Origin of the sequence: Ruania alkalisoli, from assembly GCF_014960965.1 — a bacterium.
Lineage (GTDB): Bacteria > Actinomycetota > Actinomycetes > Actinomycetales > Beutenbergiaceae > Ruania > Ruania alkalisoli.
The window spans coordinates 961,101-976,318 of the sequence record NZ_CP063169.1 but is presented as its reverse complement, the minus strand read 5'-3'; the positions used below and the strand labels follow the sequence as shown (position 1 = coordinate 976,318).

21 protein-coding genes are annotated in these 15,218 nt (G+C 71.2%); 11 read left to right on the top strand and 10 right to left on the bottom strand.

The window, feature by feature from the left end:
• Nucleotides 1-79 precede the first annotated feature (79 nt).
• The 5 genes from IM660_RS04105 to IM660_RS04085 form a co-directional block, all read right to left on the bottom strand.
• The gene (locus IM660_RS04105; protein ID WP_246465132.1) at nt 80-1,111 is read right to left on the bottom strand and encodes a sulfate/molybdate ABC transporter ATP-binding protein; all 1,032 of its coding nucleotides are present in this window, start codon (nt 1,109-1,111) and stop codon (nt 80-82) included.
• Complete coding sequence (locus IM660_RS04100; RefSeq protein ID WP_425503856.1) at nt 1,108-1,938, bottom strand: ABC transporter permease; 831 nt, start codon at nt 1,936-1,938, stop codon at nt 1,108-1,110. Before IM660_RS04100 ends, IM660_RS04105 begins: the two co-directional genes overlap by 4 nt.
• On the bottom strand, nt 1,935-2,699 hold the full coding sequence (gene modA, locus IM660_RS04095) for a molybdate ABC transporter substrate-binding protein (protein ID WP_193498142.1): 765 nt from the start codon (nt 2,697-2,699) through the stop codon (nt 1,935-1,937). The genes IM660_RS04100 and modA overlap by 4 nt, the downstream gene beginning before the upstream one ends.
• A complete protein-coding gene (locus IM660_RS04090) occupies nt 2,696-3,094 on the bottom strand; it encodes a TOBE domain-containing protein (protein WP_193498141.1) in 399 nt (132 codons plus the stop codon). Before IM660_RS04090 ends, modA begins: the two co-directional genes overlap by 4 nt.
• A 72-nt stretch (nt 3,095-3,166) precedes the next feature.
• A complete protein-coding gene (locus tag IM660_RS04085) occupies nt 3,167-3,592 on the bottom strand; it encodes a MarR family winged helix-turn-helix transcriptional regulator (protein WP_193498140.1) in 426 nt (141 codons plus the stop codon).
• A gap of 54 nt (nt 3,593-3,646) precedes the next feature.
• Between IM660_RS04085 and IM660_RS04080 the strand changes: the two genes are divergently transcribed.
• The 8 genes from IM660_RS04080 to IM660_RS04045 all read left to right on the top strand — a co-directional run bounded on the left by IM660_RS04080 (nt 3,647) and on the right by IM660_RS04045 (nt 9,240).
• Entirely contained in the window at nt 3,647-4,009 is a 363-nt protein-coding gene (locus IM660_RS04080) for a VOC family protein (protein ID WP_193498139.1), read from the top strand.
• A gap of 192 nt (nt 4,010-4,201) precedes the next feature.
• Nucleotides 4,202-4,966 carry an SDR family NAD(P)-dependent oxidoreductase gene (locus IM660_RS04075; RefSeq protein WP_193498138.1) on the top strand — a complete coding sequence of 255 codons (765 nt, stop codon included), beginning with the start codon at nt 4,202-4,204 and terminating at the stop codon, nt 4,964-4,966.
• Nucleotides 4,967-5,119: 153 nt separating this feature from the next.
• Complete coding sequence (locus IM660_RS04070; RefSeq protein ID WP_193498137.1) at nt 5,120-6,295, top strand: ThiF family adenylyltransferase; 1,176 nt, start codon at nt 5,120-5,122, stop codon at nt 6,293-6,295.
• The gene (locus IM660_RS04065) at nt 6,292-7,536 is read left to right on the top strand and encodes a molybdopterin molybdotransferase MoeA (protein WP_193498136.1); all 1,245 of its coding nucleotides are present in this window, start codon (nt 6,292-6,294) and stop codon (nt 7,534-7,536) included. Before IM660_RS04070 ends, IM660_RS04065 begins: the two co-directional genes overlap by 4 nt.
• Nucleotides 7,533-8,015 (top strand): cyclic pyranopterin monophosphate synthase MoaC, encoded by a 483-nt coding sequence (gene moaC, locus IM660_RS04060; RefSeq protein ID WP_193498135.1) that lies wholly within the window; start codon nt 7,533-7,535, stop codon nt 8,013-8,015. The genes IM660_RS04065 and moaC overlap by 4 nt, the downstream gene beginning before the upstream one ends.
• A gap of 4 nt (nt 8,016-8,019) precedes the next feature.
• Entirely contained in the window at nt 8,020-8,736 is a 717-nt protein-coding gene (mobA, locus tag IM660_RS04055) for a molybdenum cofactor guanylyltransferase (protein WP_246465131.1), read from the top strand.
• Nucleotides 8,726-9,007, top strand: coding sequence for a DUF6457 domain-containing protein (locus IM660_RS04050; RefSeq protein ID WP_193498134.1), 282 nt, complete (start codon nt 8,726-8,728; stop codon nt 9,005-9,007). Before mobA ends, IM660_RS04050 begins: the two co-directional genes overlap by 11 nt.
• The gene (locus IM660_RS04045; RefSeq protein WP_193498133.1) at nt 9,004-9,240 is read left to right on the top strand and encodes a MoaD/ThiS family protein; all 237 of its coding nucleotides are present in this window, start codon (nt 9,004-9,006) and stop codon (nt 9,238-9,240) included. Before IM660_RS04050 ends, IM660_RS04045 begins: the two co-directional genes overlap by 4 nt.
• Before the next feature lie 3 nt (nt 9,241-9,243).
• Here the strand turns inward: IM660_RS04045 and IM660_RS04040 are convergent, their stop codons facing one another.
• From IM660_RS04040 to IM660_RS04020, 5 genes are all read right to left on the bottom strand, one after another.
• Nucleotides 9,244-10,029, bottom strand: coding sequence for an inositol monophosphatase family protein (locus tag IM660_RS04040; protein WP_193498132.1), 786 nt, complete (start codon nt 10,027-10,029; stop codon nt 9,244-9,246).
• A gap of 73 nt (nt 10,030-10,102) precedes the next feature.
• Nucleotides 10,103-10,585 carry a hypothetical protein gene (locus IM660_RS04035; protein ID WP_193498131.1) on the bottom strand — a complete coding sequence of 161 codons (483 nt, stop codon included), beginning with the start codon at nt 10,583-10,585 and terminating at the stop codon, nt 10,103-10,105.
• Complete coding sequence (gene moaA / locus IM660_RS04030) at nt 10,578-11,612, bottom strand: GTP 3',8-cyclase MoaA (RefSeq protein WP_246465130.1); 1,035 nt, start codon at nt 11,610-11,612, stop codon at nt 10,578-10,580. The genes IM660_RS04035 and moaA overlap by 8 nt, the downstream gene beginning before the upstream one ends.
• Entirely contained in the window at nt 11,609-12,055 is a 447-nt protein-coding gene (locus IM660_RS04025; RefSeq protein WP_246465128.1) for a molybdenum cofactor biosynthesis protein MoaE, read from the bottom strand. Before IM660_RS04025 ends, moaA begins: the two co-directional genes overlap by 4 nt.
• A complete protein-coding gene (locus IM660_RS04020; RefSeq protein ID WP_193498130.1) occupies nt 12,052-12,537 on the bottom strand; it encodes a MogA/MoaB family molybdenum cofactor biosynthesis protein in 486 nt (161 codons plus the stop codon). The genes IM660_RS04025 and IM660_RS04020 overlap by 4 nt, the downstream gene beginning before the upstream one ends.
• A gap of 154 nt (nt 12,538-12,691) precedes the next feature.
• Between IM660_RS04020 and IM660_RS04015 the strand changes: the two genes are divergently transcribed.
• The 3 genes from IM660_RS04015 to IM660_RS04005 all read left to right on the top strand — a co-directional run bounded on the left by IM660_RS04015 (nt 12,692) and on the right by IM660_RS04005 (nt 15,048).
• Complete coding sequence (locus IM660_RS04015) at nt 12,692-13,663, top strand: HD domain-containing protein (protein WP_193498129.1); 972 nt, start codon at nt 12,692-12,694, stop codon at nt 13,661-13,663.
• A 169-nt stretch (nt 13,664-13,832) separates the two neighbouring features.
• Entirely contained in the window at nt 13,833-14,123 is a 291-nt protein-coding gene (locus IM660_RS04010) for a WXG100 family type VII secretion target (RefSeq protein WP_193498128.1), read from the top strand.
• A gap of 34 nt (nt 14,124-14,157) precedes the next feature.
• The gene (locus IM660_RS04005; RefSeq protein WP_193498127.1) at nt 14,158-15,048 is read left to right on the top strand and encodes a DUF4031 domain-containing protein; all 891 of its coding nucleotides are present in this window, start codon (nt 14,158-14,160) and stop codon (nt 15,046-15,048) included.
• The last annotated feature ends 170 nt before the right edge of the window (nt 15,049-15,218 follow it).

Here is a 15,218-nt window from a genome sequence, read left to right as displayed (position 1 = left end):
TCGGTCATGACAGCATGAGACCGCGCGCCACCCACAACCCGGGCGGACCGGTCCGCCCGGGTTGTGGACAGACCGGCATCTACCCGGCCCCGACGCTCACCCGCCCCGGATCCAACCGCACCCCCACGGCCGCCCCCGCTTCCAGACCCGGCGCCACCTGCGCCGGGTCGACGTCGGCGAGCAGTTCCGCACCGTCGGCATGGATCAGGCGCGCCCGTATCCCGCCCGCGGCGGGTTCCAGCCACCGCACTCTGGCAGGCACGCCATCACCCTCACCGGCGACCACAACGGCGGCCGGCGGTACACGCACGGCGCACCGGACGCCGTCGGGAATCTCCGCCGGCACCGGCCCCCACGCCGTGTGCACGATCCCGCCCCGGGCGAGCCCAGGCACGAGTGTCACACCCATCAACGCCGCAGTGAACGCAGTGGCCGGGGCCGCCAGCACCTGCGCCACCGGGCCGTACTCGACCACCTCTCCGTCTCGTAGCACCATGATCTCGTCGGCGAGCAACGCGGCGTCAAGGATGTCGTGGGAGACCACGACCGCTGTCGTCCCGGTCTCACGCAGCTGATCCCCGAGCAGCTGGCGGATCTCCGGTGCGGCCTCGGCATCCAGGGCGGCCAGCGGTTCGTCCAGCAGCAGCACCTGCGGCTGCGCGGCCAGCGCCCGGGCGAGCGCCACCCGCTGCCCCTGCCCGCCGGAGATCGTGCCCGGCCGCCGGTCCGCCAGGCCGGCTAGCCCCACCCGTTCCAGCCACCGGCCAGCCGCCTCCCGGGCCGGCCCCCGGCGCACCCCCGCCGCCCGCGGACCGAACGCGACATTCTCACGCAGGCTCAGATGGTCGAACAGCAACGGGTCCTGGCCGAGCAGCCCGACCCCACGCCGCTCGGGCGGCACGTGGAGACCGTCCCCGGTCAGCACCCGCTCTCCCAGCCGCACCGATCCGGATGTCGGTCGCACCAGCCCCGCCAGCACCTGCAGCAGGGTCGACTTCCCGGCCGCATTCGGCCCGACCACCGCCAGCACCTTCCCGGCCGGGACCATCAACTCGACGTGGAGCCGGAAGCCGGGCCGCTCCAGGCTCACCTCGGCGCGAAGTTCGCTCACCAGGCCTCCCGACGGCGCCAGTCACGCAGTCCGATGAGGATCACCAGGGCCACGATCACCAGCAGCACGGCGAGCGCCAGTGCGGAGTCCCGACTCACCCCGGCACCGTTGAACGCGGTGTAGATGGCCATCGGGATGGTCTGCGTGCGCCCAGGCGCGTTCCCAGCCACCATCGCGGTGGCACCAAACTCCCCGACCGCCCGCGCGAACGCGAGCACCGTACCCGCGATCAGCCCCGGCATGGCCCGCGGGAGCGTGATCCGGCGCAGCACCGTCCACCGGCTGGCCCCGAGAGTGGCGGCCACCGTGGCGGCACGCCCGCCTGCCGTGCGCAGGGCCCCCTCGAGGGAGATCACCAGGAACGGCAGCGCCACGAACGTCTGCGCGAGCACCACCGCCGCCGTGGTGAACGGCACGGAGATCCCGACGGCGCCTGTTGCCTGCCCGAGCCAGCCTTGCCTGCCGAACAGGTACAGCAGGGCGAGGCCGCCGACGAGCGGCGGCAGCACCAGAGGAAGTGTCACCAGCACCCGCAGCGCGGCGGCCACGGGGCTTGGAGCGCGGGCGAGGACCAGCGCGAGCGGCACCCCGAGAATCAGGCAGCACCCGACGGCGACCAGTCCGGTCCGCAGGGACAGGCTCACCGCGGCGAGTGCTTCCGGTGACGTGAGCGCCTGCGGCGCACCCGCCCAGTCGACCCGGGGCAGGAGTGCCAGCAGCGGGAGGGTGAGCAGCGCGACCGCGAGGACGGCGGGGGCCAGTAGCAGCGGCGGGATACGACCACCCGCCTCACGTGCCGGGCGCACGGCGTTCACGGGAGCGCTCACGGGGGTCCGAACCCGTAGTCGGCGAGCACCGCGGTGCCGCGTGCGGAGCCGAGCAGTTCCACGAACTCGGCACCGGCGGGGCTCGCGGTGGTCAGCGTGGCGGCCGGGTAGCGGTTGACCACCTCCTCGGCACGCGCCGGGACGATCGCGTCAAGCTGGTCCTCGCGGGCGGCGACGTCAGTGGCGTAGACGAGGGCGGCCTCGGCTGCACCGGAGGTCACGCGCTCGGCGGCTGCGGTGACGTTCTGCTCGAGACTGAGGGGATCCAACTCAACCTGGTTCAGCTGCAGCAGCGTGGCGCCGGCGTCGCCGCAGGGCACCTGGGGTGCGCACAGAACGGTGTCGACATCTGCGAGATCGGTCAGGGAGGCGATGCCGGCAGGGTTCCCTTCGGGGACGGCGATGACGAGGGTGTTGGTGGCGACGACATGAGGCTGGTCGACAAGCCCGGCTGCGGTCAGGTCGGCCATGGTGGTCTCGTTCGCGGTGACGATGACGTCGGGTGCGGCACTCTCGGTGATCTGGGTGACGAGGGTGGAAGACCCGTCGAAGACAGCGGGTTCGACGCTCACCTCGGAGTGGTCGGTGGCGTACTCGGCGAGCAGGTCGCTCACGGGCCCGACCAGGGAGGCGGCGGCGTAGACGGTGAGAGATTCCGCTGGTTCGGGCGCCGCGGCGGTGCCGCACCCGGCCAGCCCAAGGAGACCAGCGGCCAGGGCGGGCACGCCGACGGCGGCGAGCCTGCGCCGTCGTGATGTCATCTCGGCGCCTCGACGATCACCGTGGTCGCCTTGACCACGGCGGCAGCGCGGGAGCCGACCTCGAGGCCGAGATCACGCACGGCCTCCGAGGACATCAGAGAGACGATCCGGAACGGCCCGCACTGGAGTTCCACCTGCGCCATCACAGTGTCGGTGGTGATCGCCGTGACGAGGCCCTCCAGCCGGTTCCGGGCGCTGGAGCCGCCGCTCTGCCCTGGCCCAACGGGCACAGCGGCTCGCTGCTGAGCCCACCGCGCGAGTTCCTCCCCCGGCACCACGGCGCGGCCGGCGTCATCCGTGGCGGCGGGAAGGTCACCGGCGTCGATGCGGCGGCGGACGGTGTCGGCGCTGACGCCCAAGAGAGTGGCAGCTTCGCTGATCCGATAATGCGGCATGGGAGCCATGCTAATCGCCGCAGGTGCGCCACGCGGCGGCGATATCTCACGAACCTGAGACAGTCGACTCTCTCATCCCGTCAAACCGTGCAGGCACTCCCCGAGGAGTGCGTGCAGGTCGCGACGCTGCGCAGGGTCCAGACCACCGACCATGCGCGCGTCCACGTCGTTCACCACGGTCCGGGCAGGATCGAGCGCCGCACGACCCGCCGTCGTGATGCGATATGGCCGCGCCCGGCCCTTGCCCGGCACGACCTCCACCCAACCATGAGATTCCATTCCTGCCAGCAGCACCGTCATCGCCTGGCGGGAGATGAATGCTCCCCGCGCCAGGTGGGCACTCGTGGCGGAGTCCGCGCGGTCGAGAACCTCGAGGCAGGCGTACTGCGCCACGGTCAGACCGAGCGGGCGTAGCACTGCTTCCATCTCGGCGCGCAGCGCGGCGTGTACTCGTTTGAGCAGGTAGCCGGTGACGCCCTCCAACGATCCTTGACTCATGTCAATATTCTGACATACGGTGATGTCAATACATTGACACACAAGGAGTGAGACATGACCGGCTTCGACTTCATCGGCCTGCAGGTGCGCGACCTCGCCCGATCGGCCGACTTCTACGAGACTCATATCGGACTGCCGCGAGGCACGCAGCGGCCCGGAGCGGTGGTCTTCGAGACCACCCCGATCCCGTTCGCCGTGCGCACACCCCTACCCGGCACGGATCTCGACGCGGGACCGGCAGGGCTCGGCGCTGCGCTGTGGCTGGGCGTCGACGATCCGCAAGGTCTGCACGACCGTCTCGTTGCCGACGGTGTGGAGATCGTGCGCCCGGTGGCACCAAGCCCGTTCGGCCTGCACTTCGCCTTCCGCGACCCGGACGGGTACGTCATCACCGCACACGAGGCACAAGCAGCCTGAGGTCCTGGGTGAACCGCGTGCCTGGATGTGCAGGAAGTACCTGTGGATGGCGTCAGGACCGGCGGCTGGAGCCTTCGTACTGTGCAGGAATGGTCTCCCAGGCGCTGCAGGACTGGCGGGGCGTTCGGCGCGGAGCAACGTGGTTCACGACTTCGTCAACAGCACGGGATTGGCCTGGCGTACCGTCGGGTCATGAAGATCACCAAGGATTCCGTTGCCCTCATCTCCGGTGGCGCATCCGGCCTCGGCGAGGCCACGGCCCGCCGGTTCATCGCCGACGGCGCCCGCGTCGTCTTGTTGGACCTGCCCACCTCCCGCGGGGCTGCTCTGGCCGAGGAGCTGGGCCCAGCCGCAAGCTTCGCGCCCGCGGACGTGACGGACGAGGGGCAGGTCAGGGCCGCCGTCGAGCAGGCGACGCGCCTGGGAGAGTTACGGGCCGCTGTCTGCTGCGCCGGCGTGGCCACCCCGGGCCGGATCCTCGGCAAACAGGGGATACTCCCTCTCGCCGACTACCGGCGGGTGGTGGAGATCAACCTGATCGGCACCTTCGCAGTGCTGGAGGCCGCCGCGGGAGCGATGGCCAGCAACGATCCACTGGACGGCGACCGCGGGGTGATCGTGATGACCGCCTCCGTGGCCGCCTTCGACGGGCAGATCGGTCAGGCGGCGTACTCCTCCTCCAAGGGCGGGGTGGCAAGCCTGACGCTGCCGGCCGCGCGGGATCTGGCCAGCCTGGCGATCCGGGTGATGACGATCGCCCCCGGAGTGTTCGAGACGCCGATGATGGCTGGGCTGGGTGAGGAGGTGCGGGCCTCGCTCGAGGCGCTGGTACCGCACCCCGCACGCCTCGGCCGGCCCGAGGAGTACGCCGACCTCGTGGCACACATCGTGGCCAACCCGCTGCTCAACGGTGAGGTGATCCGCCTGGACGGTGCCCTGCGGATGCCGCCGCGGTGAATCCAGGGCATCTGCACCCACGACGCCCCGTCACACGCTCACTGACGCAATCGACGGCCCTCAGCGAACCTGTGCCATATCTGGCACAGCATGGCTGTGGGCCGTCGTCTGTGTTCGCACATCGGGCGGAACCGGCCGGGCTACCGTAGGACCATGCCGCTACCGCCGCTCGTCGAACCGGGTCCGGCGCTCAGCCGCGCCGAGACGGACCGTCTCTCCCGCCACATCCTGCTGCCCCAGCTGGGGGAGATCGGGCAGCGCCGGCTCCGCGGTGCCACAGTGGCCGTCGTCGGCGCCGGGGGCCTCGGCTCCCCGGCGCTGATGTACCTGGCCGCTGCGGGGGTCGGCACGCTGCGGATCATCGACCACGACGTGGTCGAACGGTCCAATCTGCACCGGCAGATCGCCCATGGCGTCTCCGACCTGGGCCGGCCCAAGGTGGACTCGGCCGCCGCCACTCTGTGGGAGCTGGCGCCGGACTTGACCGTCGACCGCCGAAACGAGCAGCTCACCGCCTACAACGCCGATGCCCTCCTGCGCGGCGCGGACGTGGTGCTCGACGGCACCGACACGTTCGCCACCCGGTACGTGGTCGACGACGCCTGCGCACGGCTCGGTCTGCCGCTGGTGTGGGGGTCGGTCCTGCGCTTCGATGCGCAGGTCTCGGTGTTCTGGGCGTCTCCGCCGCAGGGCCGGGACCCCGTGCGGCTGCGCACCCTCTTCCCACACGAACCCGGCGAGGGTGAGATCCCCTCATGCGCTGAGGCCGGCGTACTGGGTGCCCTGTGCGGTCAGGTGGGTGCGGTGATGGCGCACGAGACGATCAAGCTGATCGCGGGGATCGGGGAGCCGCTGCTGGGCCGGGTGCTGGTGCTGGATGCGCTCAACGCCCGGTGGACCGAACTGCCGCTGCGCTCGAGCGCCGATGCCCCGAGCCCCACCGCTACCGCCGCCGCACGGCCCGCCCCGGGCACCGCTGAGCCCCCTGGCACCGCTGAGCCCCGCCCAACCCCACCCCCGATCGCCCGCCTCACCCCCGCCGAACTCGACCGCCGTCTCACTGAACGGCGCCACCGCCGCGACGACTTCATCCTCCTCGATGTGCGTGAGCCTGAAGAGTACATGCGAAGCTCCATCCCCGGTTCCCGTCTCGTTCCCCTGGCTCGCGCCCTCACCGAGGCCGGCCGGGGCGAGATCGGGGACCCCCCGGAGGTGATCGCGTACTGCGCCTACGGACCGCGCGCCGAGCAGGCCGCCACCAACCTCGCCTCCCACGGGTACACGGTGACCGTGCTTGAGGGCGGCATCGCCGCCTGGGAGAGCCGATGACCCGGACGGCGGCCCAGCATCGCCACCTCATCCTGGCCGACGTCCAGCCGCTGCCACCGCGCACCCTGGACCTCGCCGGGACCGGCGGCCTCGTCCTCGCCGAGGACGTCACCTCCACCACGCCGATCCCCCTGTTCGACAACTCCGCGATGGACGGGTACGCCGTCCGCGCGGCGGAGCTGGCCGGCACCAGCGAGCAGCGCCCGCGCACCCTGGAGGTCTGCGCCGACATCCCCGCCGGCGCCACCCGGATCGCCCCGCTCGTCCCGGGTGCTGTCGCGCGCATCATGACCGGCGCCCCGCTCCCCGAGGGCGCTGATGCGATCGTGCCAGTGGAGTACTCCGACGGCGGAACCCAGCATGTGCGCCTGACGCTCGCCCCCGAGGTGGGCCGGCACGTGCGCCACACCGGCGACGATCTGAGCGCCGGTGAGGTGGTGCTGACCGCCGGCACCACCCTGGGCGCGCGACAGGTCGCCGCCGCGGCCGCCGCCGGTCACGGCCGGCTTCGGGTCCACCCGCGCCCCCGGGTGGCCGTCATCTCCACCGGCAGCGAGCTCATCACCCCCGGCACCCGGCCCGAGCACGGGCAGATCCCGGACTCCAATTCGTACTTGCTCGCCGAGCTGGTGCGCCAAGCGGGCGCCGAACCGGTGCGCATCGGTGCCGTCCCCGACGACGAGGTCGCCTTCGCCCGCCTGATCGCCGAGACCAGTGGCCAGGTGGATGCCATCATCTGCTCCGGCGGCGTCAGCGTCGGCGCGTACGACGTGGTCAAGGCCGTGCTGGCTCCCGAGCCCCGGATGTGGTTCGGCCCGGTGGCGATGCAACCCGGCAAGCCGCAGGGATCCGGTCGCCTGCGCGACGACACGCTCATGTTCACCCTGCCGGGCAACCCGGTGAGCGTGTACGTCTCCTTCGAGGTGTTCGTGGCCCCCGCGCTGCACCGGCTCGCTGGCCGCGTGGTTCCCGAGGAGATCCCGGTGACGGCGGCCCGTGCGTGGCGGGGATGGACCTCACCTGCCGGGCGGGAACAGTTCATGCCCGTGCGGGTGGTCACCGCGGCCACCGGTACCGATCCGGTCGAGGTCGTGAAAGTCCAGCCTGCGAGCGCCCGCGGGTCGGGATCACACCTGGTGGGCACCCTCGCCTCGGCCGATGCGCTGGCGCGTGTGCCGGCTGATGTGACCGAGGTACACGCCGGAGACATGATCGAGCTGTTGGAAGGAACGGACCGATGACCGAGGCCCCCCGCTTCGCCCACCTCGACGACGCCGGCCATGCGCGCATGGTGGACGTGACCGAGAAGCAGCCGACTGTCCGGTCAGCGACAGCCGAGGGACTGGTGCGCTGCGCGCCGCACGTGGTCGCGGCCCTGCGCGAGGGGTCGGTACCCAAGGGTGATGTGCTCGCGGTGGCGCGGGTCGCCGGCATCGCGGCCGCGAAACGCACTCCGGAGCTGCTCCCGCTGGCGCACGTGATCGGTGTGCACGGCGTCGTGCTGGACGCCGAGGTCACCGACGAGGGAGTGGCGTTGCGGGCGACGGCCCGCACGGCGGACCGCACCGGGGTGGAGATGGAGGCTCTGACGGCGGTGAGTGTGGCGGCGCTGAACGTGCTCGATATGGTCAAGGGTCTGGACAAGGGCACCTCGATCGAGGAGGTCCGGCTGGTCGCGAAGACTGGTGGGAAGTCCGGCGACTGGCACCGGGCGGAGTAGCCCGATGTCCGACGGCAACCCCACCCCTCGGGCTGGTGCGCCGGCCGCGGTGGTGAGGGACGCCGTCGTGCTGGCCGGTGGGCGGGCCTCCCGCCTGGGCGGGGCGGACAAACCATCGCTGGTGGTGGGCGGGCAGAGCTTGCTGCACCGGGCTCTGCGCGCGAGCGCTGGGTCGCGGCGCACCGTGGTGGTCGGGCCCGAGCATCACGCGCTGCCGGACGGGGTGCTCCGCTCCCGGGAGGAGCCGGCGTTCGGGGGTCCGGTGGCCGCGCTGCACGCCGGTCTTCGCGCCCTGGCGGACGTGCCGCCACCCGCATCGCCCGGGCCGCCCGGGCCGGCGGGACCGGCACCGTGGGTGCTGCTGCTGGCTGCCGATCTACCCAAGGCTGAGGAGGCAGTGGCCGACCTGCTGTCCGTGGCGGCGGAGGCGGGGGCCAGCATGGACGGGGTGTGCTTGCAGGACCCGGAGGGGCGCTGGCAGTGGCTCGCCGGCCTCTATCGCCGGGCGTCGTTGCAGAGCGAACTCGACCGGTTGGGCCGGGTGGAGGGCGCCTCGCTGCGGCGGCTCCTCACACCCCTGCGTCTGCGCGCGGTCACGAGTACGGCCGGGCGGGACGTGGACACCGAGGAGGATCTGCGGGCGGCGCGATCGGCCCCGGGTCTGGCAGACTCGGCACCAGCCCTTCGGCAGCGGAGAATCGAGGCACGCGATGAGCACTGACCTTCCCCCGATCGAGGCCCTTCCCCCGATCGAGGCCTGGGTGCAGCACGTCTGCGCCGAGCTGGACGTCCATCCGGGCCTGGTCGATCTGCGACCGCTACTGGACATGACCCGCGACGTCGCGCACCAGGTGGATCGTCCGGCCGCACCGGTGACGGCGTTCATCGCCGGGATCGCCGTGGCCTCCGGCGGTGACGCGCGGGTCGTCGCGGAGCGGGTCAGCGAACTGGCCCATGCCTGGACGAGCGAGCAGCAGGAGGTGGACCGATGACCGAGGTGCGCTACTTCGCCGCCGCCGCGGAGGCCGCAGGCCGGCACGGGGAGTCCCTGGCCGCGAACACCATCGGGGAGCTGCGGGCGCTGATGGTCGAGCGGCACGGTGAACAGCTGGAGCGAGTGCTCACCCGGTGCTCGTTGCTCGTCGACGGGGTGGTGGCCGAAGATGCGACCACGCTGGAGGAGACCGACGTGGTCGACGTACTGCCACCGTTCGCGGGCGGCTGAGCCTCAGGCCAGGGCAGCCGCGATCGGGCCCCGCACGGCCTCGAAGATCTCGGGCGTCGCCGCGGCGACCATCCACCCGGTGAGCACCCGCGGGTCGTAGGCTGCCCCGTCGAGACGTCCGACATACCCACCGACCTCGCTGACCAGCAAGGAACCGGGCGCGTGATCCCACGGCCAGTCCTTGCGGAAGGCGAGATAGTCAACCGTGCCGGTCACGAGGTTCGGATAGTCCACCCCGGCGCACCACCAGGACTCCCGCATGGCGGGCAGTCCGGCCGGTGCCGCCGACCCGCCGAGCACCGACGACGTCGCACCCCGCAATCCCGCGGGCCCGCTCTCCCGGGCGATCGGTGCCACCCGCTCGCCGTTGCGGTAGGTGCCGGCACCCTTCTCGGCGACCCACGCTACCTGGTGCTCGGGCTGCCAGATCAGCGCCCGCACCACCTCCGAACCGCGCAACTCGGAGAGCATCACCGCATGATCGGGGGAGCCGTTCACGAAGTTCTTCGTCCCGTCCACCGGGTCGATCGTGAAGCTGTGCTCGGCGGCGGCAAACGCCTCCAGCAGGCTCGGATCGGCAGCCGTGGCCTCCTCGCCCAGGATCAGGGCGTCCGGGTAGGCCGCCTGCAGTGCCCGGGTGAGAACCACCTCCGACTCACGATCGGCGACGGTGACGAGATCACCGGGGCTCTTCTCGATCACCTCCTCGCTGGCGAGGGCGCGGAACCGCGGGGTGATGACGGTTGCGGCCGTCTCCTTGAGCAGATCGAGCAGAGCGGCAGAGTCCATGCCCCTAACCTGCCAGAGCGGCTCGGGTTGTGCGGGGCCGTCTCACCGACCGGGTCGCTCCGTCACCGGGCGTTCAGGCACCGTCCGCCTCGGCGAGCCACGCGCGCACCATCGCAGCCTTCTCCCAGCGCCCCATCAGCCGGTACGCGAGTTCCCAGTCGCGCGGATCGGAGAGCCAGAGCCCGCGCCATCGGCGGAACGGGCGCACCGGGATCGGCACAACCTGGCCCTGGTCGCGGATCGCGAAGTCGACCATGATGTCGATCTCCCGACCCGTTCCTGGGTCGGTCAGCTCGAACAGCGTGCGGGTGGCGAACCTGGTGCTGTCGCCGGCCACCTCCTGGACGGAAAGGCCCAGCCCCTCGGCCACACCGCGCACCAGGTCCGGGGCGACGTCGGTGAGGAGGTCCCAGTCGTTGACCGTCACGTCGAGGCCGAGCGCGCGCAGCAGACCGGATCCGCCGAGCGCCACGGTGCCATGGGCGGCCAGTGCGTCATGGAGCTGCGGCAGAACGCCCAACTCCGGCGGCGCCTGCGGTGCGGGAGCCTCAGCCACCGATCGCACTCATCGGCCGGTCCGGCTGCAGGAAGCCCGGATCGTCGATCCCGTGGCCCGGCAACTTGCCGGCGATGCACCGGTGCATGAGCGCGGCCACATCATCGTCACTCCCGCCGGAGCGCAGCACCGTCAGCAGGTCCGACTCTTCCCGCGCGAACAGGCAGTTGCGCAACTGACCGTCGGCAGTGATCCGGACCCGGTCACACGCCCCACAGAACGGTTTCGTCACCGACCGGATCACGCCGACGGTGGTGGGGCCGCCGTCGACGAGGAACCGTTCCGCAGGCGCCGCCCCACGCCCGGGAAGCGGAGTGAGCTCGAACGCCTGCTCCAGCTGCGCCAGGATCTCCTCCCCGCGCACCATCGCTACCCTGGACCAGATGTGCCCGGCATCCAGGGGCATCTGCTCGATGAACCGCATCTCGCACCCGGAGCGGGCGGCGAAACGTACGAGGTCCACCAACTCGTCATCGTTCACGTCCCGCATCGCCACAGCGTTGATCTTCACCGGGTTCAGCCCGGCCGCGAGGGCCGCATCGATCCCGGCGAGCACATCGTCGAGCCGGTCGCGGTGGGTGAGTTCGTGGAAGCGTTCCTTGCTCAAGGTGTCGAGGCTGATGTTGACGCGCGCCAGACCAGCATCGGCGAGATCGGCGGCCACCCGTGGCAGCGCCATCCCGTTCGTGGTCATCGAGACCTCGAGCTTCCCGGTGGATCCCTCGATCGCTGCCATCCGGCGCACCACGTCCACCGCATCCTGGCGCAGCAGCGGTTCCCCGCCGGTCAGCCGGACCTCCACGATGCCCAACGCTGCGGCCACCTGGGCCACTCGCACAAGTTCATCGGTGGTGAGGATGTTGTTCTTGCTCAGCCACGGCACACCCTCGGGCGGCATGCAGTAGGCGCAGCGCAGATTGCACTTGTCCGTCAGGGAGATGCGCAGATCCCGGTGCACGCGTCCGAAGGAGTCGACCAGGGGCCGGGCGAGGTGGGCGGAGACGTTCACGGGGCTACTCGTGCTCACGGCGCCCCCACCCACGTGTGCGATCCGTCCGCCAGCACCTGCTTCTTCCAGATCGGCAGTTCGGCCTTGACGGTCTCCACCAGGTCGCGGCAGGCGTCGAACGCGTCCGCCCGGTGGGCCGACGCCACGCACGCCACGATCGCTACATCCCCCACGCCCAGCTCACCGGTGCGGTGGCTGACGGCGACCCGCACCTGGCCGTATCGGTCCGCCACGTCGGCGGCGATCCGCTCCAGCGTCTCCTGCGCGTCTGGATGCGCTATGTACTCCAGCAGCACGACGCGTCCGGCCGCATCCGGGCTGTGGTCCCGCACTGTCCCGACGAAGCAGGCCATCGCACCGTCCGCAGGCCCGGTCACGGCATCCTGGTGGGCGCCCACGCCCAACGGTTGCGCGCAGATCGCCGCGCGGACCACCGGCGCGTCATTCAACGTCGAACTCACGCGTGATCGCCCCCGTCCAGCTGATCAAGAAGGTGACGGATCAGCGGCAAGAGCACGCGTACGGCCGAGGTGACGCCCCCGACGGAACCGGGCGCGTTCACGACCAGGGCATGCCCAGCCACCCCTGCGAGCCCACGGCTGAGGACCGCGGTGGGGACGTCGTCGGCGTCCTGCCTGCGAATCTGCTCGGCGACCCCGGGAAGCAGCCGGTCCAGCACGCGGGCGGTGCCCTCCGGCGTCAGGTCTCGCGGTGAGACCCCGGTGCCGCCCGTGGTCAGCACCACGCGGGTTCCCCGGGCCAGTGCCGATCGGATGGCGCTCTCGACCGTGTCCTGTCCGTCCGGGATCAGCACCACAGGTGCCACGTCGTAGCCTGCCTCGGCGAGCATCGCAGCAGCCGCAGGCCCTGACCGGTCCGCCCGCTCCCCGCGGGCGCATCGGTCCGAGACCGTGATCACGGCGGCCGGAACAGCTGCTGACATGGTCCCAGCGTAGTCGCGGGTGGGCCGGCACCCCGCTGGCGCAGATGACATGGCGGTAACAGTTGGCGCCTGGCCGCCTCTCCTGGGTCCGAGAAGCGGCGGCGCGGGTCTACGATGACGTGAACCTGTTCTCCGAATGAGGAACGTGAGCGCGATGGGCGTCGTTGACGCACCGGGATGGGTACTCGCGGCATGGCGCCGGAGCCTGGAGGCCGTCGGCGCGACGGCCGACCGCGAGGCGATCGAGTCCTGCGGTGAGCGGTTGATCGAGCGTTGGTCAGATCCCAGCCGGATCCACCACAATCTGAAGCGGCTCATCGGGGTGCTGGCCCGGGTGGATGAACTCGCTCCCGAGACTCACAACCCGGATGTGGTTCGGATCGCGGCCTGGTTCCACGGTGCTGCCTTCGACGCGGCCGCCCGCCAGGCCTACGCCCACCGCGGCGGTGTGGACGAGATCGCCTCGGCCGACCTGGCCCGCGCGGAGCTGACAGAGCTGGGCGTGCCCAGTGACGTGGTCGACAGGGTTTCAGAGTTGATCATCGCCATTTCCCGGCATGCCGCACCGAAGGGCGATATCGACGCCCAGGCGCTCTGTGATGCCGACCTCGGCGGGCTGGCGTCCGAACCGCAGCGCTACCAGGCGTATCGCCGCGAGGTGCGCGAGGAGTACCGGCACATCCCGGACCGGGACTACCTGGAGGCCCGGCTGGCGATCGTGACCAAGCTGCTCGGCCGGAACAATCTGTTCGCCAGCCCGCTGGCGCAGTCGTGGGAGGACGCCGCGCGCGAGAACCTCACTGCCGAGCACGACCGGCTGACCGCTGCACTCGCCGAGATCCCGGCCGCCGGTAGTGCCGATGCCGAGGCCACACTGGCCGAGGAGGAGCGGACGGATCTCGAGGACCACGACCGCCCGGTGCCCGTTCGTGCGGAGACCACACAGGAATCCGAGCCCGAACAGAGGTCTGAGCCCGAGGAGACGCCCGACGCGGAACGGACGGCAACCCGCACCGATCAGAGCGAGCAGGTGGACGACCGCTCGGATTCGGGGACAGTACCGTCACTGAGCCGGCCCCCGAAGATGCCGGCCATCAAGTACGGGCGGCGCGCTTCCCGCCAGTGACGCAGGTGGCCCGGCGGATGCGTTCGCCCTGACCTGCGTGCCGATACATGCGTGCCGATGCAGGTGCGTCCACAACCCTCACGACGACGCACCTCGCCGCTGCGCCCCTGTTGCCTAGCCTCCGAGTACCGGGCGCGCACAGGGCCGCCTGGAGAACGAGGAGGACGAGATGGCACAGTTCCAGGTGGACAGCGCGGAGGTGGCGCGGGCAGGTGCGAGCGCCCGGGTGTCGGCGGCGGCGATCCGTACCGAAGTGACGAACATGATGCGGCACCTCACCTCGCTGCAGAGCTCGTGGCACGGGAGCGCCTCGGCCTCGTTCACGGCGCTCATCACCGAGTGGCGTGCCACGCAGCAGCAAGTGGAAGCATCGTTGGAGCAGATCTCGCTGGCGCTGGACACCGGTGCCCGAGAGTACGAGGCGGCCGAGACCACGAACACGAGGCTCTTCGCCCGCTGAGCGGGTCGGCTCGCCCCGGATCTACGCTGAGGAGGTGGCCATCCTCATCGACCCGCCGCTGTGGCCGGCACACGGCACCTGGTTCTCACACCTGGTCTCAGACGCCTCGCTCGCCGAGCTGCACGCGTTCGCCGCAGCGGCGGGGGTCAGCACCCGGGCCTTCGATGCCGACCACTACGACGTGCCCGCGCGGATGCACGACGATCTGGTGACGCGCGGCGCAGTGAGCGTTCCGGCCGGGGAGCTGATCAGGCGGCTACGGGCAAGCGGGCTGCGGATCCCGGCACGGCAGCGCCCGCACTACCGCCGGGCTGCGCTGCTGAGCCGCTGGGAGCAGATGGTGCCCGAAGCCGCGCCGGGCACGGCCGCGACCCTGGGGAACGACCTGCTCGACCGGTGGGAGGAGACACATCGCAGTTATCAGACGAGTGCGCACCTGCTGGATGTGCTGGAGGCGCTGGACCTCCTCTGCGTTCCCAGGAAGGCGCCGCGGCCGGTGCTGCTCGCTGCCTGGTTCCACGACGCCGTCTACCGCGGCGTCGCCGGTGTGGACGAGCAGGCGTCCGCCGAGCTGGCACAGTCCACGCTGGCGGGGGCCGGTCTGGACCGCACGGAGATCGACGAGGCGGTTCGCCTGGTGCTGCTCACGCGGGACCACTCCCCCGGGCCCGGCGATACGCACGGTGCGCTGCTCTGCGATGCTGACCTGGCGGTCCTGGGCCGGGACGAGGCCGGCTACGCCCGCTATCAGCGGCAGGTGCGGGCGGAGTACGCCCACGTCACGGACGCGGACTGGCGGACGGGTCGCTCCGCCGTCGTGAAGCACCTGCTCGCTCAGGAACCGCTCTTCCGCACGAGGGTCGGCGCAGCACGATGGCAGGCGCAGGCACGCGCCAACCTCAAGGCGGAGCTGCGCGGGCTCTGAGCTATTCGGAGTTGCTGGCGGCCGGCGGAGAACGGTGCCGGCAATGCGAAAGCCCCCGGCTCCGCAAGGGAACCGGGGGCTTTCGACAGGGTGCTGAGCTCAGCAGCTTAGGCGGTGCTGGCTTCTTAGAAGCCTTGCCCGCCCGGGCTTCTTCCTCACACTCAGTTTCG